Raw genomic sequence first — 21,504 nt, forward strand, 5'->3', positions numbered from 1 at the left:
GAGCGAACTCCTCGATAGATAGCTGAACTAGACAGGTGTCCACGTTAACCCGGAGCGCCGGCCGGGTGTGACGTGGCTCCCACTGCTCGGTGACCAGCGGATATGCGGCTCAGGTTGTGACCCAAGCGTTACCTGTGTTGCAGATGGTGCAGATGGGGTAACTGCGACTAGGCTGGCAGCCATGGCGAGTAAAACCGCAACGAGCTCAGCTAACCGGGCCAAGGCCGGGTCGGCGAATCGTGGCGCAGCCGGTTCGGGGGCGCGTTCATCGAAGTCAGGCAGTGGAAACTCGGGGCGGGCGGCACGTCCGCCGGCGCCGAAATCGCCCGCTCGCAAGCCGGCCCGCAAACCAGCGCCCCACCCATCTCCGGTGGCTACCGCCGGTGCTGCGGTAGGTCGTGGTGCCCGCGCCGGCTGGCTGATGCTCGCCAAGGGGGCCGGAACCACCGCTCGCAGCGTGGGCCGTGCGCGGGAACTCGAGCCCGGACACCGTCGTGACGGCATCGCGCTGGCACTGCTCGGCGTCGCATTCCTGATCGCGGCCAGCTCCTGGTTCGACGCGGCCCGACCCGTCGGTGCGTGGATCGACTACGGCGTGCGCACGGTCATCGGATCCGCGGTCGTGGTGCTGCCGGTCCTGCTGTTGGCGCTGGCCATCACGCTGATGCGCACCCACCCGAACCCCGACGCGCGGCCACGGCTGATCCTCGGCGCCGCCATGATCGCACTGCCGGTGCTCGGCCTGTGGCACGTCTGGGCCGGTGGGCCCACCGAGCCGGGGGAGCGCCGCGGCGCCGCGGGGTTCGTCGGCTTCGTCATCGGCGGGCCACTCTCGGACGGGCTGACCGTCTGGATCGCCACGCCGCTGCTCATCATGGGCGTGCTGTTCGGCCTGCTGCTGGTCACCGGCACGACGATCCGGGAACTGCCGGACACGTTGCGCTACATGGTGTCCGGTCGCCTGCACGGCGAGCACGGCGACGAGTACGACGCCCCGGCCGGCTACATGGACGACTTCGCGGATGATTTCGCCGACGGCTACTACGACGACCCGACCTATTCACAGGACGAACCGGAGGCCTGGCCGGGTTCGGAGCAGGCCACCACGGCCATGACGCGGCCGCTGGGCCGCACGCCGCTGGACAACTACCCGGTCGAACCCGCAGCCGACGAGGCGCCGACCGCGCCCGAGCCGGCGGCCAAGACGACGCGCCGCCGCAAGGCCCAGAACGTTGCGGATCCCGTGCCCACGAAGGCCAAGGCCTTGGAGAAGGCACCGGAAAAAGCGCAAGACGACAGCCTCACGCTGGATCGCGTCATCGAGGGCGATTACACGCTGCCGCCGCTGGACCTGCTGGCCGACGGCGACCCGCCGAAGCGGGTCGGCCGCGACAACGACCGCATCATGAACGCGATCTCCGAGGTCATGGAGCAATTCAAGATCGACGCCACGGTCGTCGGCTTCCAGCGCGGCCCGACCGTCACGCGCTACGAGATCGAGCTCGGGCCCGGCGTCCGCGTCGAGCGGTTCACCCAGCTGCAGCGCAACCTCGCCTACGCGGTGGCCAACGAGCACATCCGCCTGCTCGCACCGATCCCCGGCAAATCGCTGGTGGGTGTCGAGGTTCCGAACAGCGACCGCGAGATGGTGCGGCTCAAGGACGTGCTGGGCGCGCCGTCCACCCGCAAGGATCACCACCCGATGGTGTTCGGCATCGGCAAGGACGTCGAAGGCCACTACATCAGCTACAACCTGGCCAAGATGCCCCACCTGCTGGTGGCCGGCTCCACCGGTTCGGGTAAGTCGAGCTTCATCAACTCGATGCTGGTGTCGCTGCTGCAGCGCGCCACCCCGGACGAGGTCCGGATGATCCTGGTTGACCCGAAGATGGTGGAATTCCCGCCGTACCAAGGTATTCCGCACCTCATCACGCCCGTGATCATCGACCCGAAGAAGGCCGCCGCCGCGCTGGCCTGGCTGGTCGAGGAGATGGAACAGCGGTACCAGGACATGAGTGCCAGCGGTGTCCGGCACATCGACGACTTCAACAAAAAAGTGAGATCCGGGGAAATCTCAACGCCGCTGGGCAGCGAGCGGGTCTACAAGACCTACCCGTACATCCTGTGCGTCGTCGACGAGCTGGCCGACCTGATGATGCAGGCACCGCGCGACGTCGAGGACGCCATCGTCCGCATCACCCAGAAGGCCCGTGCCGCGGGCATCCACCTGGTGCTGGCCACCCAGCAGCCGGTGGTGTCGGTGGTGACCGGCTTGATCAAGGCGAATGTGCCGTCCCGCATGGCGTTCGGCGTCACCAACGCGACCAACTCGCGCGTCATCCTCGATCAGATCGGCGCCGAGAAGCTGACCGGTAAGGGTGACGGGCTGTTCCAGCCGTCGGAGGCGCCCAAGCCCATCCGGGTGCAGGGCGCGTTCGTCAGCGACGAAGAAATCCAGGCTGTCGTCGCCTACACCAAGCAGCAGGCCCAGCCGGAGTTCATCGACGGCGTCACGGTCAAGACCGTCGAGAAGCGCGAGATCGACAGCGACATCGGCGACGACATGGGCGTCCTCCTGCAGGCCGTGGAACTGGTCGTGTCGAGCCAGTTCGGGTCGACCTCGATGCTGCAGCGCAAGCTGCGGGTCGGGTTCGCCAAGGCCGGCCGCCTGATGGACCTGATGGAGACCCGCGGCATCGTCGGACCGTCCGAGGGCTCCAAGGCCCGCGAGGTCCTGGTCAAGCCCGACGAACTGGCCGGCACTCTGATGCTGATCCAGGGCGGCTCGGATGCGGGCGGCTCGATGGGCGACGACCCCGGGTTCTAGCCGGTGTTATCGACGTCACATCGGCGTTGCTGCACGGCGCGGATAACACCGTCGATTGGTGGCACGGGGCGCCGACTGTGGGAGGCTGGACTCCTTAAGGAGGCTTTGCCGTGGTTGACATTTCGCGCACCGAGGAGCTCGATGCAGAGGTCGAATCCGGTGGTCGCAGCTGGCCTGCGCTGACGGCATTCACCGACCTCGGATTCCGGAAGTCGACGGCGCAGCACGTGGTTCCGCTGTTGTACGGGCTTGTCATCGCCGGTGCGGTGGTTTTGTATCTCGCGGGCGCCGTCGTGGCGTTCGAGCTGTCCGCGCTGCTCGGCGTGTTCTGGTTGTTCCTCGCCGGCCCGGTCACCTGCGTGGCGATCGTGCTGGTGGCGCGGGTGGTCCTGGAGTCGCTGAGTGCGTTCATGGCGATGGGCCGGCAGGTCGACGAGCTCAACGAGCTCGTGCTGGAGATCGCCGAGCTGATGATCGGGGTATCGGACAAGATCGACGTGATCCCGACGCTCCCGTCGTTCGGCCGTGGTGGCCGGTCCCGCCGGAGGGCCGCGATCATGGATATGCGGGACCGGATCGTCGCGCGGCGGGCAGCCGCGACCGACACCGCCGACTAGCGGCGGTTCAGCACGTCTCGTACCGGGCAGACATGGTCTGTTGCGGTGGCGTCGGCGTTTCTTTGCCGGTGTGGGGCAGCGCCACGGCGAGCACCAGGCCGCCTGCCGTCGCCGGCCTCACAGCGTGACGATCATCCGGGTGTTGCCCAGGGTGTTCGGCTTCACGTAGGAGAGGTCCAGGAACTCGGCCACACCGGTGTCGTATGAGCGGCACATCTCCTCGTACACCTCTGCGGTGACGGGCGTGCCCTCGATCTCCTTGAAGCCATGCCGGCTGAAGAAGTCGGTCTCGAAGGTGAGCACGAAGACGCGCTGCAGCTCCAGCTCCCGCGCCACGTCGAGCAGCTGCGCCACCACTGCGTGCCCGACGCCCATGCCGCGCACCTTCGGATGGGCCGCGACGGTACGCACCTCGCCGAGGTCGGCCCACAGCACGTGCAACGCGCCGCAGCCGACGATCTCGCCGCCCAGGTCGGCCACCCAGAACTCCTGGACCGCCTCGTAGAGGGTGACCAGGTTCTTCTCCAGCAGGATCTTTCCCGCGTAGATGTCCACGAGGGCCTTGATTCCCGGGACGTCGGAAGTCCGGGCGCGGCGAACCACCAGCCCTGTGGTGCCCGGTTTCGGTGCGTCGCTCACATGTGGAGGGTATCGGCTGCGTATGGCCCGGTAGGTGACCGGATATCCTGTGTCGGTGACAGGCCAGTCAGATACCGATCCGCGCGCCTCGCGTGCCGGCGTGGCGAACATCGCCAATCTGCTGACCGGGCTGCGCATCGTGCTGGTGCCCGTGTTCCTGGCGGCGCTCTTCGCCGGTGACGGTCACGAAACCCGTTGGCGGATAGCCGCTTTCGTCGTTTTCGCGGCGGCCGTCATCACCGACCGGTTCGACGGCGAGATCGCCCGCAGCTTCGACATGGTCACCGAATTCGGCAAGCTGGCCGACCCGATCGCGGACAAGGCCCTGATCGGGGCCGCACTGATCGGGCTGTCGATGCTCGGAGACCTGCCGTGGTGGATCACCGTCGTCATCCTGGCCCGCGAGCTCGCGGTGACCCTGTTGCGCTTCGCGGTGATCCGGCGCGGCGTCATTCCCGCCAGCCGTGGCGGCAAGCTCAAGACGCTGGTACAGGCAGTGGCGATCGGTCTGTTCGTGCTGCCCCTGCACGCCTGGCCCGCCCCGTGGCTGACCACCGCCTGGGTCTTGATGTGGGCCGCGGTGGTGCTGACGGTGCTGACGGGGATCGACTATGTCGTCTCGGCGTTTCGTCGGCCCTGATTCGTCCCCGCGGGAACCAAAGCGGTGCGTTGCCGCGTTGGTGCCTACAAGACCGTGTAGAACGGGTGGTCCGGCCGGGCTGCGCGGCTGCTGTTACTTCAGGGCGAAGGGAAACACGATGACGACATCTGGGCAAGCGAAGCGCCGGGAAGCGATGTTGCTGCGTGAGGTCATCGGCGACGTGCTGCGTCAGGCCCGTACCGGGCAGGGACGCACACTGCGCGAGGTGTCCGACGGTGCTCGGGTGAGCCTGGGTTACCTGTCCGAGGTCGAACGGGGCCGCAAGGAACCGTCGAGTGAACTGCTCGGCGCCATCTGCGGCGCCCTGGAGATGCCGCTGTCGCAGGTACTGGCCGACGCTGCCGAGCAGATGCTGCGCACCGAGCGCGCCGAGGCCGACCGCACGGTGGCCAACATCGACGTCGCGACCAAGGTCGTCATCCCTCAGCATCTCGCCATGGCCGTTGCGTGAGCTAGCGCAGCCTGAACCGCAGCAAGACGCGCATGGCAGCCGCCGCGCCCAATAGTGCATGCGGGCTGCGTCCGGCTGTCCATACCTACTAGGTTGGCTCTAGACGCGCTGGCAGCCATGCGGCCGGGGCAAACCGTTAACCGATCCCGAATCACGAACGACACGAAGGCGGACCGATCTCATGGCCAATCCCTTTGTCAAAGCCTGGAAGTACCTCATGGCGCTGTTCAGCTCCAAGGTTGACGAATACGCCGACCCGAAGGTGCAGATTCAGCAGGCGATCGAGGAGGCCCAGCGCCAGCACCAGGCCCTGACCCAGCAGGCGGCCTCGGTCATCGGCAACCAGCGCCAGCTCGAGATGCGGCTGAACCGCCAGCTTGCCGACATCGAGAAGCTGCAGGCCAACGTCCGTCAGGCCCTCACCCTGGCCGACCAGGCCACGTCTGCCGGTGACGTCGCCAAGGCCACCGAATACAACAACGCCGCCGAGGCGTTCGCCGCCCAGTTGGTGACGGCCGAGCAGAGTGTCGAGGACCTCAAGGGTCTGCACGACCAGTCGCTGCAGGCCGCGACCCAGGCCAAGAAGGCCGTCGAGCAGAACGCCATGGTGCTGCAGCAGAAGATCGCCGAGCGCACCAAGCTGCTGTCCCAGCTGGAGCAGGCCAAGATGCAGGAGCAGGTCAGCGCCTCGCTGCGCTCCATGACCGAGATCGCCGCGCCAGGCAACACCCCGAGCCTTGACGAGGTGCGCGACAAGATCGAGCGCCGCTACGCCAACGCCATGGGTTCCGCCGAGCTGGCGCAGAACTCGGTTCAGGGCCGCATGATGGAGGTGCAGCAGGCCAGCGTGCAGATGGCCGGGCATTCGCGACTGGAGCAGATCCGCGCCTCGATGCAGGGCAACTCCCTGCCGTCCGGCGGCGCCGCCGCGCCGGCCACGCCGGCGGCTCCGGCAGCCAACCCGGCACCGGAAAACCCGCTGTCGCAATAATTTCTGAGATGTGAGGGGGCAGCGGTGAAAGCCCAGTCGGCCGGCCGTCCCGGGGAGACCCGGGGGTGGCAGGCAGTCCTGCAACGCGGTATCGACACCGCTGCCGAATTGTCCGACCTGGTGGCCCAGCGCCTCGGCGCGGCCGCCGACCCGCGGGCCCGGCTGCTGCGCAAGCGGCGCTGGGCACTGCGGTTGGGCTGGTTGTTCGCCGGCGCCAGTGCATTCTGGATCGGGTTGACGGCGCTGCTGGCCGCCTGGAGCACCCCGTTCTGGGTGCTGATCATCACCGGCCCCATCGCTGGTGGCGCCGCGTTCCTGGCGACCCTGTGCTTCCTGCGCTACCGCTGGCTGCGTGGCGAACCACTGCCACCCGTGCGGACCTCGCGACTGCTGCCGCCCAGGAGCTCGGCGGCACGGCGTCCGATGGAAACGCTCGCGTCGGCCGAACGTGGGCTGTACTCCCTGCTGAGCGTCATCCAGCGCGGCCAGTTGCTGCCCGCCGCCGAGATCGCCGAGGTGACCGCCGCGGCCAATGTGTCGGCCGCGGCGCTGGCCGGTACGGCCAGAGAAGTGGTCGCGATGGAGCGGGCCGCCGGCTCGATACCCCAGTCCCGCGCGCATCTGGCACCGACCATCAAGGCCCACGCGGCCCAGCTGGACGCGGGGGTGCGGCAGTACACCGAGATTGCCACGGCGGCAGCGCAATTGGTGTCAGCAGCCAGCAGCGGTGCGGGCTCGGCGCGGGCCATGGCCGAGCAGCGCTACCGCAGCGAACTGGTCGCCGCCACCGACCGGCTCAGCGCCTGGGCACAGGCCTTCGACGAACTCGGACGCCTGCGCCAGGCCTGACGGCGGCGTCATCACTAGATCGTGGTGGAACTGCCGGTGCCGTCATCGCTCCGTCGGCCATACCGCTCCTCGTAGGCCGCGTGGATGTGGGCGTTCTTCTGGCGCAGCACCTGGTCGAGCAGTTTCGGGTCGATGTCGTGTTTGACCAGCATGTGCCGGCGCCAGATCTTGTTCAGCGCATGGGAGAAGTAGATCACCGGGATCAGGATGGGGACCGTCGCGCTGAGGCGGATGACGAGGTCCGACGACCCGTGGATGCCGAGAAGTTCGGGCAGGAACCAGATCGGGATCAGGATCAGGAACGCCGGAATGAACATCCGCATGATGATCCGCAGCGTCGCGCCCTCACCGACGAGGTCCTCGGTCACCCAGGCCCGCATCGAGTCGGGCAGCCGGCCGCCATAGCTGTACTTGATGTACTGCCAGGCGTTGGGCTTCGGGCGATTCTCGTTGGCCATGGTGGCCAATTTTACCGGTGGCTACATGGTCGGTCGCAGGGCCGGGACGGCGGCCCCGAGGAGGCCGCGCACGGTGGCCTTGACCATGTCGAACATGTCGAAGTAGTCGCGCCACAGCGTGATCTTGCCGTCGTGCACCTCGAACACGCCGCAGACCCAGAACTGCAGACGCACGGGTCCGATGACCAGCGCGTCGGTGCGTTCGTTGAGGACCGTGGTGCCCTCGCCGACGATGCGGTGGAACTTCACCTCGAAACCGACCGGACCCTTCTGCATCGGGCGGAACAGCTTCATGGCGCGAGCGCGACCGTGGATGGTGGGCAGGCCGACGTTCTCGTAGACGAGGTTGTCGTCGAGCAGACGGTCTGCCGTGTCCATGTCCGCGGCCTGCAGGGCGTAGAGGAAGGTTTCGACGATCTCGGCGTTGGTCTGAGTCACTGCCGGTGTGCTCTGTGTCATACGGTCACCGTAATGCGCCTGCCCGACGGCGCACAGGGCCCGGTGTGACAGGGTGACCCGATGCGCGTCGCGGTGGTTGCCGGGCCGGACCCCGGCCATGCCTTTCCGGCTCTCGCGTTGTGCCTCCGGTTTCACGCTGCCGGCGACCGACCCGTGCTGCTGACGGGCCGGCAATGGCTCGAGACGGCGCGGGCGGCCGGGCTTGAGGCGCGGGAGCTGCTGGGGCTGGACCCCGAGGATGGCGACGACGACCTCGACTCGGGGGCCAAGATTCACGAGCGAGCGGCCCGGATGGCGGTGCTCAATGTGCCGGTGCTGAGGGAGCTGGCTCCGGAGCTGGTGGTATCCGACGTCATCACGGCCTGCGGCGGCATGGCTGCCGAGCTGATGGGGCTGCCGTGGGTCGAGCTCACGCCGCACCCGCTGTACCTGCCGTCGAAGGCCCTGCCGCCGCTGGGCAGTGGGCTGGCTCCGGGCGTGGGGGTGCGGGGCCGGTTGCGCGACGCGATGCTGCGTTTCTTCACGGCGCGTTCGGTACGCCAGGGGGACCGGCAGCGGTCGGCGGCGCGCGTCGGAATCGGCCTGCCCGCAACCGATCCCGGGCCGGCGCGGCGGTTGATCGCGACCCTGCCCGGACTGGAGGTGCCGCGCCCGGACTGGCCGGCCGAAGCCGTCGTCGTCGGGCCGCTTCACTTCGAGCCGACAACCGCGGTGCTCGACGTACCTGCCGGTTCGGGCCCGGTCGTCGTGGTGGCGCCGTCGACGGCCACGACGGGGATGCAGGGCCTCGATGATCTGGCCCTGGAGGCGCTGATCCCGGGACGGACGCTGCCCGCTGGCGCGCGTGTCGTCGTGTCCCGGCTGCGCGGCCCCGATGCGCCGGTGCCGCCGTGGGCCGCGGTCGGACTCGGCCGCCAGGACGAGCTGCTGAAACGGGCCGACGTGATGATCTGCGGAGGCGGCCACGGCATCGTGTCCAAGACGCTGCTGGCCGGGGTACCGCTGGTGGTGGTGCCCGGTGGTGGCGACCAGTGGGAGATCGCCAATCGGATTGTGCGGCAGGGCAGTGGTGAGCTGATCCGGCCGTTGACCGCGGACTCGTTGACGGCGGCCGTCGGCCGAGTCCTGTCGGCGCACTCCTACCGGGATGCCGCACGACGGGCCGGCAACAGTGGAGCGGGCGTCGCCGACCCGGTGGCCGTGTGCCGGGCGGCGTTGCGCGTTCATGCTGAGTAGGTTGGTTCGGTGCGACTGACCGAATTCACCCTGCTGATCGAAGACCAGTTCGGTGCGGCGCGCGGTGCTGCGTTGGTGGCCGACCATGTGCTGGCCGTCCTCGGCGGTCGTACTCCGGCCCAGGCGATCGAGGCCGGGGTCGACCCCCGTGACGTGTGGCGGGCCCTGTGCGCGGATTTCGATGTCCCGCGCGATCAATGGTGACGTGAGCTTTTTGGTCTCCGGCGACCAGCTGAACCGCGGTGTTTGTGGCTCGACGACATGGTGTTCGGCGCCCCGGCCTCGTTAGCGTTCTTCGGTCAGTCACCATGGAACATGATCACCGAGGAGGATGGCCGATGAGTGCCACCGTTGCTGTCGTCACCGGAGCCGGCCGGGGGATCGGCCTGGCCATCGCGAAAGCTCTTGCCTCGCAAGGTCACCGCGTGCTGATCACCGACGTCGATGGGAACGCCGCGCAGCGGGCTGCCGAGGTCGTCGGGCACGGCGCGTGGGGGATGGCCCAGGACGTGCGCGAGGTCGCCGGTCATGTGGCCGTGGCCGCGGCAGCTGCCGAGCGGGGACGACTTGCGGTGTGGGTCAACAACGCCGGAGTGCTACACGCGGGCAACTGCTGGGAGCAGCCGGCCGAGCACGTCACCCAGACCCTCGACATCAATGTTCGCGGGATGATGGCGGGCTGTGCGGCGGCGGTCAACGCCATGGGGGCCGGCGGCGGCGTCATCCTCAACGTCGCCTCAATTTCCGCACTGACCCCGGTTCCCGGACTGGCGGTATACGCGGCGAGCAAGGCGGCAGTGCTCTCCTACACCACTTCGCTGCAGGGTGAACTGCGTAGTGCCGGCCTGCCGATCCGGGCCCGCGCGCTGTGTCCGGATGTGGTGAACACCGAGATGGTCACCGCGACGACCCACGATCCCGGTGCCGCCCTGCTGTTCTCGGGACCCAAGCCGCTGGCGGCCGAAGACGTGGCCCGGGCCGCGATGGAGCTGATGGACTCCCGCCAGATCTTCCGCGTGGTGCCGCGCTGGCGAGGAGTGATCGCGCGCGGCACCGATGTCGCCCCTGCCGCGGGCCTGCGGGCCCTGTCTCTGATGAGGATGCTGGGACTGCGACGCCAGCGTTCTCTGTGACCGCCTGAGTGGCATCGTTCGGCGTGTCTGCTTGAAATCGAACATCTGTTCGCTACTGTGGGTGCAGTTCGAAAAACTTGTCGGTGGCCTCATCTAGCGTCACGGCCAACCGATCGGAAACCCGATCAACGGACACCCACGAGGACGGAGACCACCATGGCAGCACAGGCCCCAGATCGCGAGAAGGCACTCGAACTTGCGCTGGCACAGATCGACAAGAGTTTCGGCAAGGGCTCGGTCATGCGGCTGGGAGAAGAGACCCGCCAACCGATTTCGGTCATCCCGACCGGGTCCATCGCACTGGATGTCGCGCTCGGTATCGGCGGTCTGCCGCGCGGCCGCGTCGTCGAGATCTACGGCCCGGAATCCTCGGGTAAGACCACGGTCGCCCTGCACGCGGTGGCCAACGCGCAAGCCGCCGGCGGGATCGCGGCGTTCATCGACGCCGAGCACGCGCTGGACCCCGAGTACGCCAAGAAGCTCGGTGTGGACACCGACGCACTGCTGGTCTCTCAGCCTGACACCGGTGAGCAGGCCCTGGAGATCGCCGACATGCTGGTGCGCTCCGGCGCCATCGACATCCTGGTCATCGACTCGGTTGCCGCCCTGGTGCCGCGCGCCGAGATCGAGGGCGAGATGGGTGACAGTCACGTCGGTCTGCAGGCCCGTCTGATGAGCCAGGCGCTGCGCAAGATGACCGGCGCGCTGAACAATTCCGGCACCACCGCCATCTTCATCAACCAGCTGCGCGAGAAGATCGGTGTCATGTTCGGCTCGCCCGAAACCACCACGGGTGGTAAGGCTTTGAAGTTCTACGCCTCGGTGCGTATGGACGTGCGCCGCATCGAGACGCTCAAGGACGGCACCGACGCGGTCGGTAACCGCACCCGCGTCAAGATCGTCAAGAACAAGGTGGCGCCGCCGTTCAAGCAGGCCGAGTTCGACATTCTTTACGGCCGCGGCATCTCTCGCGAGGGCTCGCTCATCGACATGGGTGTCGAGCACGGCTTCATCCGGAAGTCGGGTTCGTGGTTCACCTACGACGGCGAGCAGCTGGGGCAGGGCAAGGAAAACGCCCGTAACTTCCTGCTGCAAAACCTGGACGCCGCCAACGAGATCGAGAAGAAGATCAAAGAGAAGCTCGGTATCGGTGCGGTTCTGACCGATGGTGCGGCTGATGACGTCCTTCCCGCCCCAGTCGACTTCTAAGGCGGAGCCGGCTGACGCGCCGCGGCGTGAGGAGCAGGCACGGGACGTGTGTCTGCGTCTGCTCACCACCCGCGCGCGTAGTCGGGCCGAACTCGGGGCGCAGCTGACCAAGCGCGGCTTTCCTGACGATGTCAGTACCCGCGTACTCGACCGGCTCACGGAGGTCGGGCTGGTGGACGACGCGGCGTTTGCTGAGCAGTGGGTACGGGAACGTCGTACCAATGCGGGAAAAGGCAAGCGTGCCTTGGCTTCTGAGCTGCGGACCAAAGGCATCGACGCCGAGGTGATCGCCGAGACACTCGACAGCGTCGACACGGGAGAGTGGCGGGTGCGAGCCGAGGAGCTCGTTGCCGCCAAGCTGCGGCGGGAAAACCTCGACGACGAGATGAAGGTGACCCGGCGTCTGGTCGCGATGTTGGCACGTCGTGGCTACAGCCAAGGCATGGCCTTCGATGTCGTCAGCACTCAGCTCACGCAGGAGCGTCAGCGCCGCGTGGTCTAGTGGTGGTGGGGTCCCTTGTTCGAGGATTGATGGGTCTTGCCTTGCGGGGTGTTGCCGTCGGGCTGATGCGTCTGGAATGAATGTGTCTGGACGCCAAGGCCTTTCGGTGGGTCGGTGACGGTGTTGATCACGGCGGTCAGCGGGCGTTGTCCGGTGGGCTTGCCGACGCTGGTCGTCGTGGGACTGAAGGTGTTGACGGCTGACTGTTTTTGTCCCAGCAGTGTTTTCGGCGTGATGACGGGAATGCTGGTGGCGGCGACGGCGCCGGTCTTGAGTGGCGCCACCGGCAGCGGCGTACCCAGCAAGCCATGGGTGAACTGCTGTGCTCCGGTGACCATCGCCAGGGCGAAGTCGGCTATGCCCTGCACCAGGTTGAGGCCGAAGGCGGTGGTGGCGACGACGAACTGTTGACCAGGTCCTGCGTTGAATGGCGGGAACGCCGACAGGGTGGTGGCGCGGAACTGGAGCTGGAAGTTCGCGAAATCTTGGGCGAACCCGATCAGATCGCGTCCGGCTTCGACCTCGATGTCGGCGAAGGCGCTCAAAGCCCGAGCCACAGCGGTTTGCGGTGGTACGCCGGCGCTTAGGTCGGTCACGAACGCTCCGGGCACCTGTGTCTGGCGCTGGAACAGTGCGGCACCGGTGGCGACCCAATCGGCGAACAGCCCGACGTTGAACACCACCTGCTGATTGAGCAGATCGAGCGGTAGCGGCAGCGGCTGGGCGGTCAGAGAGATGCTCGGGGGTGCCAGGACGGGCACCGATTGGTTGCGGGCGTGGCCTGGCGGTGACGCCGCGGCCAGGACCAAACACGCTGTGCACAGCGCTGCGATGGATTGGGCCGGAACTGGAACTGCCGTCAACGCACGAACCTCGACGCTCATGACGCCTCCCGGAATCGAGTGAACCTCTCTACGGGACACGACATGCGTACCCGCGGGGTTCACCGGAAGGCGAACCCCGCGGGATTGGGTCGGTCGGCGTGCGGCGTCAGATCACGAAGCCGCCGTCGATGTTCCAGGTGACGCCCGTGACGAACCCGGACTCTGGATGGGCCAGATAAGCGACGGCACTGGCGATATCGCGAGGCTGCCCGTACTGGCCGACCGCGATGAGCGGGCGAAGCTCGTCGGCGAAGTCGCCGGTGTCGGGATTCATGTCGGTCGCGACCGGTCCCGGCTGGATGGTGTTGACGGTGATGCCGCGCGGGCCGAGTTCGCGCACGAGGCCTCGGGTCAGTCCGGCGACTGCGGCCTTGGTCAGGGCGTAGACCGAGAACCCGACGGTCGGCACCCGGTCGGCGTTCACACTGCCGATGGTGATGATGCGGCCGCCGGCGCCCAAGTGCGGCACGGCACGCTGGATGGCGGCAAAGACTGCCTTCACGTTGATGGCCAGCATCCGGTCGAAGTCCTCCAGCGGGAACGACTCGATCGGTGCGCCCTGCGCGACGCCGGCGTTGTTGACCAGGATGTCCAGTCCGCCGAGTCGCTCGACCGCTTCGTCCACCGCTGCGGCGACGGCCAGTGCGTCGGCGCTGTCGGCCTTGATCGCGGCTACCTTCGCGCCGGTCGCCTCGAGTTCGTCGACCAGGTCCTGCGCGGCGTCGGGCGAGGACTGGTAGGTGAACGCCACCGCTGCGCCGTCTGCCGCGAGTCGGCGTACGGTCGCGGCGCCGATGCCGCGGGAACCGCCGGTGACCAGTGCGCGCCGCCCCGCGAGCGGCGCTTCCGAAGTGGTGCTCATGAGCTTCTCCCCGTCGTGGAATGATTCTTTCGAACCAATCGGTTACTAAGTACGCTCAGGACAAGGCGCCACGGCCGGGCTTCATTCCGAACTGTGGCCCGGATCACATCGGGAGGGTTGATGCCGATCGGTAGACCGCGCATGTTCGACCCCGAGTCCGTTCTCGACATCGCGATGCGGTTGTTCTGGGCGCACGGCTATGACGGGGTGTCCATCAGTGACCTCACGGCTGCGACCGGCATCAACCGCCGCAGCCTGTACGCCGAATACGGTTCCAAGGCGGACCTCTTTCGGGCTGCCGTGCGGCGCTACCAGGCCGGGCCCGGCGGATACGCCGAGCGTGCGCTCGCCCTGCCCACCGCATGGGAAACGGCGTACGCCATGGTGCACGGCGCCGTCGACGCGTCGTCCGGGACAGCGGGCCCGCGCGGATGCCTGCTGGTGCAAAGTGCGCTGGCCGCCGGCGATGAGGCGACAGAGTTGCACGCCGAGCTGGCCCAGCTTCGCGAAGACGGAATCACGGAGCTGGCCGAACGATTCCGGGCTGCCCAGCTCGTGGGCGAACTACCCGGGGCGGACCCGGAGCTGTTGGCGCGCTGGATCGGTGCGATCAGTCAGGGTCTGGCGGTCCAAGCCAACAGCGTTGCCGACCGTGACGAACTGCACGCGGTGGCGGATCAGGCTCTCCGGGCCTGGCCGATGGCGCCTCAGGCCGCCGGTGTGCCTGGCGTGTCGTCCTGAACACCGGTATTCACCGGCAGTGGCTCCGGGGCGCGTCGCGACCTCCGCAACCGGCGTTCGAGTCGGGTCGCCAGCGCCGACAGCGCGAAGTTGAGGCTGATCATCAGCACCGCGATCACCAGCAGCGCGGGGATGTAATTGCTGTACGCCGAACCGATGTTGGTGCCCTGGCGGACCATCTCGACGAAGGTGATCTGGTAGCCGATGGCGGTGTCCTTGAGCACCACCACCATCTGGGACACCAACACGGGCAGCATCGACGTCACGGCCTGGGGGAGCAGGATCAGCCGCAGCGTCTGACCGGGTCGCAGACCCAGTGCCACGGCAGCCTCACGTTGCCCGCGGGGCAGCGCGTACACGCCGGCGCGCACGATCTCCGCGATCACGGCGCCGTTGTACAGCGTCAGCCCGGTGATCACGCCGGCGAGCGCGAGCTGCCGTGACGGGAAGACGTCGTACAACGCGAACAGGAAGTACGCGAACAGCATCATGATCAGCACGGGGACGGCGCGGAAGAACTCGACGAACACCGAGCACGCCCACCGCACCGCGCGGGCTTCGGACAGCCGGCCCATGCCCAGCAGTAGACCCAGCACCAGCGCCAGCACGATCGACACCGCCGCCGCCGTCAACGTGCCGACGGCACCCGGCAGCACGTACGTCGTCCACAGGTTCGCGGTCAGGAACGGGTGCCACTTCGCTTCGGTCAGTTGGCCTTTGGACTCGAACTGCCACAGCACCCAGCCGGCCATCGCAATGATCACCGCGACGATGACGGCGGCGAAAACCAGGTTGCGACGCTGCGCCCGCGGTCCCGGGGCGTCGTAGAGGACGGCGGAGGATGTCATCACAGCCCTCTGTTCTTCGCGCAAGCGCTCATCAGAGTCCTCTGTTCTTCGCGCAAGCGCTCGCGGGTCTTCTGTTCTTCGCGCAAGCGCTCATCACAGCCCTCTGTTCTTCGCGCAAGCGCTCGCGGGTCTTCTGTTCTTCGCGCAAGCGCTCATCACCGAACCACCGCGTATCGCTTACCCAACCAACTGAACAACAGCCCCAACGGCAATGTCAGGACCACGAAACCAGCGGCGAAGATCGAACCGACCGCCAGCAGTGCCGCGGTGTTCTCGATCATCTCCTTCATCAGCAGCGCCGCCTCGGCGACACCGATGGCCGATGCGATGGTGGTGTTCTTCACCAAGGCGATCAACACGGAACCCAGCGGGTTGAGCACCGCGCGAAAAGCCTGCGGCAGCAAGATCATCCGCAGGTTCTGCCCGAAGCTCAGGCCCAGCGAGCGCGCGGCTTCGGCCTGGCCCAGCGGCACGGTGTTGATGCCCGAGCGCAACGTCTCGCACACGAATGACGCGGTGTAGACGGTCAACCCGAGAGCCGCGAGCCGAAAGTTGCTGTCCACCACGGCTGTCGGCGAATGTGGATCGACCAGGGTGATCCGCAGGGTGTTCCCGATGCCGAACGAGCAGAACAGGATGATCAGCGTCAACGGGGTGTTACGGACCACGTTGACGTACGCCGTGCCCAGCCAGCGCAGCACCGGCACCGGCGACAGCCGCATCGCGGCCAGCATTGTGCCGAGGATCAGCGCACCGACCCCGGCGAGCAGCGTGAGTTGGATCGTCGTCCAGAACGCGGCCAGAATCTTGCCGCCGTAGGTGCCCCACAGATCGACGCGCTTCGATCCGCCGGCGCCATTGATGTCGGCGTCCAGCGGGGGAGGCGCCGGCGCAGACAGGCCGGCCGGCCCCAGGTTGCGGTCGAATGCGGCCTGCCACTCACCGGTCTTCTGCATCTTCTCGATGGCGTCGTTGATCTTCTGGCGTAATTCCTTGTCGCCCTTGAGCAATCCGATGCCGTACTTCTCCACCGAGAAGGGCTTGCCGACCAGTTTGAACGCGCCCGGGGTCTGGGCGGCGTAGCCGGCCAGGATCACCTCGTCGGTGCTGAGCGCATCGATGGCGCCGGTCTTCACGGCCTCGAGACAGGCCGAGTAGGTGTCGTACTGCTGTAGCTGCACGCCCGGATATTTGTCCTTGATGCGTTGCGCCGGTGTGGAACCCGACACCGAGCACAGCTTCTTGTGGTTCTGCAGCGACTCGACACTGGTGATCTCGTTGTTGTCGGCGCGCACCAGCAGGCTCTGGCCGGTGACCAGATACGGACCGCCGAACGACACCTTCTGCTTACGGGCGTCGGTGATCGAGTAGGTGGCCACGATGAAGTCGACCTGGCGGTTCTGGATCAGGTTCTCGCGCTGACCCGACGGGGCCTCTTTCCACTCGATGTCACCGGGCTGATAGCCGAGCTGCCCGGCGACGTACGTCGCGACGTCGATGTCGAAGCCGGCCAGGGTGCCGTCTGGCTTCTTCGCGGCCAGACCGGGTTGGTCGAACTTGGTGCCGATGGTGATCTTCTTGCTGGTGCCGCCACACGCGCTCAGCGTCAGTAACGCGGCGATCAGCACGGTGACCGCGGCGAGACGGCGGAACGCCTGCGGCGTCAGCTGCGGCCTGATTGATCGTTCCACGATCAGTGGTCCAGGATCTTGCCCAGGAAATCCCGGGCCCGGTTGGACTTCGGCGCGGTGAAGAATTCGTCGGGCTCGGCGTCCTCGACGATGGTGCCGTCGGCCATGAACACCACCCGGTTGGACGCCCGGCGGGCGAAGCCCATCTCGTGCGTCACCACGATCATGGTCATGCCGTCGGTCGCCAGGGACGTCATCACCGAGAGCACCTCGTTGACCATCTCGGGATCCAGCGCGCTGGTGGGCTCGTCGAACAGCATGACCTTCGGGCCCATGGCCAGCGAGCGGGCGATGGCGACGCGCTGCTGCTGACCACCGGACAGCTGCGCCGGGTACTTGTCGGCCTGGTTGGCGACCCCCACCCGCTCGAGCAGTTCGAGCCCCTTCGTGCGCGCCTCCTCCTTGCCCTTGCCGCGGACCCTCATCGGCGCGAGGGTGACGTTTTCGAGAATCGTCTTGTGCGCGAACAGATTGAACGACTGGAACACCATGCCCACCTCGGACCGCAGCGTGGCAAGCTTGCGGCCCTCCTCGGGCAGTAGCTCACCGTCGATGTGGATCGATCCGGAGTCGATGGTCTCCAGCCGGTTGATGGTGCGGCACAACGTCGACTTGCCCGAACCCGACGGTCCCAGCAGCACGACCACCTGACCGCGGGGGACTTCGAGATTGATGTCTCTCAGAACATGCAGTGCACCGAAGTGCTTGTTGACCCCCTTGACCGAGATCATCGGGGTGGCTGGTGACGGCTCGCCGGTGACCATGCTCACAGACCCTACCCAGGTACGTCACGGCGCGCGGATCTCTCACAGAAACCCGGAATGCCTTCGGCAAATTTGGTATAAAACGCGCCGCCCGTACGATTGGCACGTGATTTCGACAGCGACTCCGGACGTGGAAGCTGACGTCACGGAGTCTGCTATGGGTTCCGGGACCGGGCGCACCTATCAGGTCCGCACCTATGGGTGCCAGATGAACGTCCACGACTCCGAACGGCTGGCCGGTCTCCTGGAAGACGCCGGATACCAGCGGGCCGACGAGGGTGCCGATGCCGACGTGGTCGTGTTCAACACCTGCGCGGTGCGGGAGAACGCCGACAACAAGCTCTACGGCAACATCAGCCACCTGGCGCCGCGCAAGGAAGCCGATCCGAACATGCAGATCGCCGTCGGCGGCTGCCTCGCGCAGAAGGACCGCGACACGGTACTGAGCAAGGCGCCGTGGGTCGACGTCGTGTTCGGTACGCACAACATCGGCTCGCTGCCGGTGCTGCTGGAGCGGGCCCGGCACAACCGCGAAGCGCAGGTCGAGATCGTCGAGGCGCTCCAGGAATTCCCGTCGGCGCTGCCGGCCACGCGCGAATCCTCTTATGCCGCTTGGGTTTCGATCTCGGTGGGCTGCAACAACACCTGCACGTTCTGCATCGTGCCCTCGCTGCGCGGCAAGGAGGTCGACCGGCGACCCGGCGACATCCTGGCCGAAGTCCGGTCGCTCGTGGACCAGGGCGTCCTCGAGATCACGCTGCTGGGCCAGAACGTCAACGCCTACGGCGTCTCCTTCGCTTCGGACGAGCGCTTGCGCGAGGACCCGACGGCCTGGGCCGAGCTTCTGCGTGAAGGCCCGGAGGGCCCGGCGATCGAGCGCGACCGCGGCGCGTTCGCCAAATTGCTGCGCGCCTGCGGCGACATCGAAGGCCTGGAGCGGGTCCGCTTCACCTCGCCGCACCCCGCCGAGTTCACCGACGACGTCATCGAGGCCATGGCGGCCACCCCGAACGTCTGCCCGACGCTGCACATGCCGCTGCAGTCGGGATCTGACCGCATCCTCAAGGAGATGCGCCGGTCCTACCGCGCCGAGAAGTACCTCGGCATCATCGACCGGGTCCGCGCGGCGATCCCGCATGCGGCCATCACCACCGACATCATCGTCGGGTTCCCGGGGGAGACCGAAGAGGACTTCCAGGCCACGTTAGATGTCGTCGAACGCGCCCGATTCTCCAGCGCCTTCACCTTCCAGTACTCCAAGCGGCCCGGGACCCCGGCCGCCGAACTGCCTGACCAGCTCCCCAAAGAGGTTGTCTCCGAGCGCTATATGCGGCTCATCGAGCTGCAGGAGCGCATCTCCTGGGAGGAGAACCTCGCCCAGGTCGGCCGCGAGGTCGAGCTGCTGGTGGCCACCGGCGAGGGCCGCAAAGACACCGAGACCGCCCGGATGTCGGGCCGCGCCCGCGACGGCCGGCTGGTGCACTTCACCCCGGGAGACGCCGACATCCGGCCTGGCGACATCGTCACCACGACCGTTACCGGCGCCGCCCCGCACCACCTGATCGCCGACGCCCCGATCGCGTCGCACCGTCGCACCCGCGCCGGTGACGCACATGCCGCGGGCCGCAAACCCACCACCGGCGTCGGGCTGGGCATGCCGCAGATCGGCGCGCCCCCCGTCACGCCCGCAGAGCAGGGATGTTCACGATGAACGACGCCAAGCCCGGACAGCCGAACGGCGACTTCGAGCAGTTCAAGGGCGACATCGACGCCGCCGAGCAGCGCATCGCCCGCGAAATCGATCCCGGTGGCCGTGCCATGGTCGTCGCGATCTGCGTCTTCCTGATCCTCCTGTCGTTCGTGCTGCCGCACACCGGCAACGTCAAGGGGTTCGACGTGTTGCTCGGCGATCAGGTCGCCCTCGACGCGAAGATTCTGCTGCCGTCGCGGGTGTTCGTCTGGCTGATCCTGGTGTTCAGCGTCGGCTTCTCGATGCTGGCGCTGCTGACCCGCCGGTGGAGCCTGGCGTGGATCGCGCTGGCCGGCTCAGCCGTGTCCTGCTTCCTCGGCATGCTCGCCATCTGGTCGCGCAACACCGTCGTGCACCCGTATCCGGGGCCGAGCTTCGGGCTGTACCTGGCGTGGCTGGCCGTCATCGTGCTGACGTTCCACTGGGCACGGGTGGTGTGGTCGCGCACCGCAGTGCAGCTGGCCGCCGAGGCACAACGCCGCGAGTCGACCGCCGAGCAGCAGAAGCGCGGGCTGCTCGACGGCCCGGACAGCCCTACTTCTTGATTGCGGCGTCCGCCGCTACTTCTTGATTGCCGCGGATGCGGCGTCGGCCCACTCCCGCCACTGCGCAGCACTGGCCCGCGCTTTTTCGGCGTCCTTGGCCTTACCCGCAGCCTCGGCCTTCTCCGCCTGACGTTCGAACTGCTCGGCCCGCTCACGGAACTGGTCGGCCCGGGCCTGCGCCTCCGGATCGGTCCAGCCGCTCTGCGCGGCGTCGCGGATCTTCTTCTCGACGGCCCGCAGCCGGCGCTCCAGCTCCGCGGTGCGGTCGCGCGAGGCCTTGCCGATGGCGTCCCATTTGTCGCCGATGGCCCTGAACGCCGCCCGTGCCGCGTCGACGTCGCTGATGTCGATATTCTCGGCCTCGGCCAGCAGCTCCGCCTTGGCGTCGGCGTTGGCGTTGAACTCGGCGTCCTTCTCGGCGTTGACCGCGTTGCGGGCGCTGAAGAACGTGTCCTGGGCAGCCTTGAACCGTTTCCACAGCGCGTCGTCGACGTCCTTGGCCGCGCGGCCCGCGGCCTTCCACTCCGCCAGTAGATCGCGGAACGTCGAGGCGGTGGCGCCCCAGTCGGTCGAGCCGGACAGTGCCTCGGCGCGTTCACACAGCGCCTCCTTGGCCTGCCGCACGCCGACCCGCTCGCGATCCAACTCGGCGAAGTGCGAGCCGCGGCGCCGGTTGAACGCCTCGCGGGCCGCCGAGTAGCGCTTCCACAACGCGTCGTCGACCTTGCGGTCCAGGCCGGTGATGGTGCGCCACTCGTCGAGGATCGCCCGCAAGCGGTCGCCGCTGGCCTTCCACTGCGTGGAGTTGGCGCCGATCTCCTCGGCCTCGGCAGCCAGGGCTTCCTTGCGGGCGGTCTGCGCGGCCCGGAGCTCGTCGCGCTTGGCCCGCTCCTCCTGCGCGCTGGCGCCGGCCTGCTCGACGATGGTCGTCAGCCGGGCGGTCAAGGCGTCGACGTCGCCGAGCACCGATGCGTCCGGCAGCGATTCCAGCAGCGTCGCGGCGGCGGACTTGATCTTGCGGGCGTCGCCGCTACCGCTGCCGAGCCGGTGCTCCAGCAGCGCGACCTCGGTGCTCAGGTCGTCGTACCGACGGCCGAAGTGGACGTACGCGGCCTCGGCGTCACCGGCCTGCCACGACGCGATCTTGCGTTCACCGGCGCTGGTGATCAGCCACACCGTGCCGTCGGCGTCGACCCGGCCGAACCGGTGCGGATCGCAGGAAACCGGCACGGCCGCGGGCGGTGTCGGGGGATGGTTCGAGCTGGCGGTGGGCCGGGGACCGGGACGCGGCGGACCGGGCCGAGGAGTCGGTTTCGGGGTGTTGCCGGGTTCGATGGTGGTCATATCGTGCTCCTCATGCCCGCGCGCGGGGTGACCCACGCTTCTG

The 21,504-nt window shown here is 67.6% G+C and carries 23 protein-coding genes and 1 pseudogene; 14 read left to right on the plus strand and 10 right to left on the minus strand.

Features of this window, described 5'->3' with window-relative positions; genetic code table 11:
- Positions 1-181 precede the first annotated feature (181 nt).
- A complete protein-coding gene (locus G6N59_RS27795) occupies positions 182-2,827 on the plus strand; it encodes an FtsK/SpoIIIE family DNA translocase (protein ID WP_138230135.1) in 2,646 nt (881 codons plus the stop codon).
- Between the two features lie 110 nt (positions 2,828-2,937).
- Complete coding sequence (locus G6N59_RS27800; RefSeq protein WP_138230136.1) at positions 2,938-3,444, plus strand: DUF4282 domain-containing protein; 507 nt, start codon at positions 2,938-2,940, stop codon at positions 3,442-3,444.
- A 117-nt stretch (positions 3,445-3,561) separates the two neighbouring features.
- Here the strand turns inward: G6N59_RS27800 and G6N59_RS27805 are convergent, their stop codons facing one another.
- Positions 3,562-4,083, minus strand: a complete 522-nt coding sequence (locus tag G6N59_RS27805; protein ID WP_163911821.1) for an amino-acid N-acetyltransferase — start codon at positions 4,081-4,083, stop codon at positions 3,562-3,564.
- Positions 4,084-4,138: 55 nt separating this feature from the next.
- On the opposite strand from G6N59_RS27805, the gene pgsA reads away from it, so the two are divergent.
- From pgsA to pspM, 4 genes are all read left to right on the plus strand, one after another.
- Entirely contained in the window at positions 4,139-4,723 is a 585-nt protein-coding gene (pgsA, locus tag G6N59_RS27810) for a CDP-diacylglycerol--glycerol-3-phosphate 3-phosphatidyltransferase (protein ID WP_138230137.1), read from the plus strand.
- A 118-nt stretch (positions 4,724-4,841) separates the two neighbouring features.
- On the plus strand, positions 4,842-5,195 hold the full coding sequence (gene clgR / locus G6N59_RS27815; RefSeq protein ID WP_275938279.1) for a transcriptional regulator ClgR: 354 nt from the start codon (positions 4,842-4,844) through the stop codon (positions 5,193-5,195).
- A gap of 181 nt (positions 5,196-5,376) precedes the next feature.
- Positions 5,377-6,186, plus strand: coding sequence for a phage shock protein PspA (gene pspA, locus G6N59_RS27820; RefSeq protein WP_138230138.1), 810 nt, complete (start codon positions 5,377-5,379; stop codon positions 6,184-6,186).
- Between the two features lie 24 nt (positions 6,187-6,210).
- Positions 6,211-7,035 carry a phage shock envelope stress response protein PspM gene (pspM, locus tag G6N59_RS27825; RefSeq protein WP_138230139.1) on the plus strand — a complete coding sequence of 275 codons (825 nt, stop codon included), beginning with the start codon at positions 6,211-6,213 and terminating at the stop codon, positions 7,033-7,035.
- Between the two features lie 14 nt (positions 7,036-7,049).
- Here the strand turns inward: pspM and G6N59_RS27830 are convergent, their stop codons facing one another.
- Positions 7,050-7,493, minus strand: a complete 444-nt coding sequence (locus G6N59_RS27830; protein ID WP_138230140.1) for a DUF5313 domain-containing protein — start codon at positions 7,491-7,493, stop codon at positions 7,050-7,052.
- Between the two features lie 21 nt (positions 7,494-7,514).
- Complete coding sequence (locus G6N59_RS27835; RefSeq protein WP_138230141.1) at positions 7,515-7,952, minus strand: limonene-1,2-epoxide hydrolase family protein; 438 nt, start codon at positions 7,950-7,952, stop codon at positions 7,515-7,517.
- 60 nt (positions 7,953-8,012) lie between these two features.
- Here G6N59_RS27835 and G6N59_RS27840 point away from each other — a divergent pair, with 60 nt between their 5' ends.
- From G6N59_RS27840 to recX, 5 genes are all read left to right on the plus strand, one after another.
- Positions 8,013-9,188, plus strand: coding sequence for a glycosyltransferase (locus G6N59_RS27840; RefSeq protein WP_138230142.1), 1,176 nt, complete (start codon positions 8,013-8,015; stop codon positions 9,186-9,188).
- A 9-nt stretch (positions 9,189-9,197) separates the two neighbouring features.
- Positions 9,198-9,392, plus strand: a complete 195-nt coding sequence (locus G6N59_RS27845) for a DUF3046 domain-containing protein (protein ID WP_138230143.1) — start codon at positions 9,198-9,200, stop codon at positions 9,390-9,392.
- A 134-nt stretch (positions 9,393-9,526) separates the two neighbouring features.
- The gene (locus tag G6N59_RS27850) at positions 9,527-10,321 is read left to right on the plus strand and encodes an SDR family NAD(P)-dependent oxidoreductase (RefSeq protein WP_138230144.1); all 795 of its coding nucleotides are present in this window, start codon (positions 9,527-9,529) and stop codon (positions 10,319-10,321) included.
- 156 nt (positions 10,322-10,477) lie between these two features.
- Positions 10,478-11,530, plus strand: coding sequence for a recombinase RecA (gene recA, locus G6N59_RS27855; RefSeq protein WP_138230145.1), 1,053 nt, complete (start codon positions 10,478-10,480; stop codon positions 11,528-11,530).
- Entirely contained in the window at positions 11,499-12,032 is a 534-nt protein-coding gene (recX, locus tag G6N59_RS27860; protein ID WP_138230146.1) for a recombination regulator RecX, read from the plus strand. The genes recA and recX overlap by 32 nt, the downstream gene beginning before the upstream one ends.
- Here recX and G6N59_RS27865 read toward each other — a convergent pair.
- Positions 12,029-12,916 (minus strand): hypothetical protein, encoded by an 888-nt coding sequence (locus tag G6N59_RS27865; RefSeq protein ID WP_138230147.1) that lies wholly within the window; start codon positions 12,914-12,916, stop codon positions 12,029-12,031. The genes recX and G6N59_RS27865 overlap by 4 nt on opposite strands.
- Positions 12,917-13,022: 106 nt before the next feature.
- Complete coding sequence (locus G6N59_RS27870) at positions 13,023-13,778, minus strand: 3-oxoacyl-ACP reductase family protein (protein WP_138230148.1); 756 nt, start codon at positions 13,776-13,778, stop codon at positions 13,023-13,025.
- 120 nt (positions 13,779-13,898) lie between these two features.
- Here G6N59_RS27870 and G6N59_RS27875 point away from each other — a divergent pair, with 120 nt between their 5' ends.
- Entirely contained in the window at positions 13,899-14,519 is a 621-nt protein-coding gene (locus G6N59_RS27875; protein ID WP_138230149.1) for a TetR/AcrR family transcriptional regulator, read from the plus strand.
- Here G6N59_RS27875 and G6N59_RS27880 read toward each other — a convergent pair.
- From G6N59_RS27880 to G6N59_RS27890, 4 genes and pseudogenes are all read right to left on the minus strand, one after another.
- Positions 14,486-15,367, minus strand: coding sequence for an amino acid ABC transporter permease (locus G6N59_RS27880; protein WP_138230150.1), 882 nt, complete (start codon positions 15,365-15,367; stop codon positions 14,486-14,488). The genes G6N59_RS27875 and G6N59_RS27880 overlap by 34 nt on opposite strands.
- A gap of 155 nt (positions 15,368-15,522) precedes the next feature.
- Positions 15,523-16,197 (minus strand): amino acid ABC transporter permease, encoded by a 675-nt coding sequence (locus G6N59_RS31275; RefSeq protein WP_234884188.1) that lies wholly within the window; start codon positions 16,195-16,197, stop codon positions 15,523-15,525.
- 36 nt (positions 16,198-16,233) lie between these two features.
- Positions 16,234-17,034, minus strand: a pseudogene (locus G6N59_RS31280) (glutamate ABC transporter substrate-binding protein); the annotation flags it as partial.
- Positions 17,035-17,060: 26 nt separating this feature from the next.
- Positions 17,061-17,789 carry an amino acid ABC transporter ATP-binding protein gene (locus tag G6N59_RS27890; protein ID WP_163912150.1) on the minus strand — a complete coding sequence of 243 codons (729 nt, stop codon included), beginning with the start codon at positions 17,787-17,789 and terminating at the stop codon, positions 17,061-17,063.
- Between the two features lie 190 nt (positions 17,790-17,979).
- Between G6N59_RS27890 and G6N59_RS27895 the strand changes: the two genes are divergently transcribed.
- Positions 17,980-19,533: a MiaB/RimO family radical SAM methylthiotransferase gene (locus G6N59_RS27895; RefSeq protein WP_138230171.1), complete on the plus strand. Its 1,554-nt coding sequence runs from the start codon at positions 17,980-17,982 to the stop codon at positions 19,531-19,533.
- Complete coding sequence (locus G6N59_RS27900) at positions 19,521-20,117, plus strand: Rv2732c family membrane protein (protein ID WP_138230151.1); 597 nt, start codon at positions 19,521-19,523, stop codon at positions 20,115-20,117. The genes G6N59_RS27895 and G6N59_RS27900 overlap by 13 nt, the downstream gene beginning before the upstream one ends.
- A gap of 15 nt (positions 20,118-20,132) precedes the next feature.
- On the opposite strand, the gene G6N59_RS27905 is transcribed toward G6N59_RS27900, so the two are convergent.
- Entirely contained in the window at positions 20,133-21,461 is a 1,329-nt protein-coding gene (locus tag G6N59_RS27905; protein WP_138230152.1) for a DUF349 domain-containing protein, read from the minus strand.
- Positions 21,462-21,504: the final 43 nt, after the last annotated feature.

It is taken from the genome of Mycolicibacterium aubagnense (assembly GCF_010730955.1).
Taxonomy (GTDB): Bacteria; Actinomycetota; Actinomycetes; order Mycobacteriales; family Mycobacteriaceae; genus Mycobacterium; species Mycobacterium aubagnense.

What these genes read in the sequence shown, in the direction of transcription:
- G6N59_RS27795 (WP_138230135.1), top strand. Translation starts at nt 182, where the DNA reads ATGGCGAGTAAAACCGCAACGAGCTCAGCTAACCGGGCCAAGGCCGGG.
- clgR (WP_275938279.1), top strand. Translation starts at nt 4,842, where the DNA reads ATGACGACATCTGGGCAAGCGAAGCGCCGGGAAGCGATGTTGCTGCGT.
- pspA (WP_138230138.1), top strand. Translation starts at nt 5,377, where the DNA reads ATGGCCAATCCCTTTGTCAAAGCCTGGAAGTACCTCATGGCGCTGTTC.
- G6N59_RS27830 (WP_138230140.1), bottom strand. Translation starts at nt 7,493, where the DNA reads ATGGCCAACGAGAATCGCCCGAAGCCCAACGCCTGGCAGTACATCAAG.
- G6N59_RS27835 (WP_138230141.1), bottom strand. Translation starts at nt 7,952, where the DNA reads ATGACACAGAGCACACCGGCAGTGACTCAGACCAACGCCGAGATCGTC.
- G6N59_RS27840 (WP_138230142.1), top strand. Translation starts at nt 8,013, where the DNA reads ATGCGCGTCGCGGTGGTTGCCGGGCCGGACCCCGGCCATGCCTTTCCG.
- G6N59_RS27850 (WP_138230144.1), top strand. Translation starts at nt 9,527, where the DNA reads ATGAGTGCCACCGTTGCTGTCGTCACCGGAGCCGGCCGGGGGATCGGC.
- recA (WP_138230145.1), top strand. Translation starts at nt 10,478, where the DNA reads ATGGCAGCACAGGCCCCAGATCGCGAGAAGGCACTCGAACTTGCGCTG.
- recX (WP_138230146.1), top strand. Translation starts at nt 11,499, where the DNA reads ATGACGTCCTTCCCGCCCCAGTCGACTTCTAAGGCGGAGCCGGCTGAC.
- G6N59_RS27865 (WP_138230147.1), bottom strand. Translation starts at nt 12,916, where the DNA reads ATGAGCGTCGAGGTTCGTGCGTTGACGGCAGTTCCAGTTCCGGCCCAA.
- G6N59_RS27870 (WP_138230148.1), bottom strand. Translation starts at nt 13,778, where the DNA reads ATGAGCACCACTTCGGAAGCGCCGCTCGCGGGGCGGCGCGCACTGGTC.
- G6N59_RS27875 (WP_138230149.1), top strand. Translation starts at nt 13,899, where the DNA reads ATGCCGATCGGTAGACCGCGCATGTTCGACCCCGAGTCCGTTCTCGAC.
- G6N59_RS27880 (WP_138230150.1), bottom strand. Translation starts at nt 15,367, where the DNA reads ATGACATCCTCCGCCGTCCTCTACGACGCCCCGGGACCGCGGGCGCAG.
- G6N59_RS27890 (WP_163912150.1), bottom strand. Translation starts at nt 17,789, where the DNA reads ATGATCTCGGTCAAGGGGGTCAACAAGCACTTCGGTGCACTGCATGTT.
- G6N59_RS27895 (WP_138230171.1), top strand. Translation starts at nt 17,980, where the DNA reads ATGGGTTCCGGGACCGGGCGCACCTATCAGGTCCGCACCTATGGGTGC.
- G6N59_RS27900 (WP_138230151.1), top strand. Translation starts at nt 19,521, where the DNA reads ATGTTCACGATGAACGACGCCAAGCCCGGACAGCCGAACGGCGACTTC.
- G6N59_RS27905 (WP_138230152.1), bottom strand. Translation starts at nt 21,461, where the DNA reads ATGACCACCATCGAACCCGGCAACACCCCGAAACCGACTCCTCGGCCC.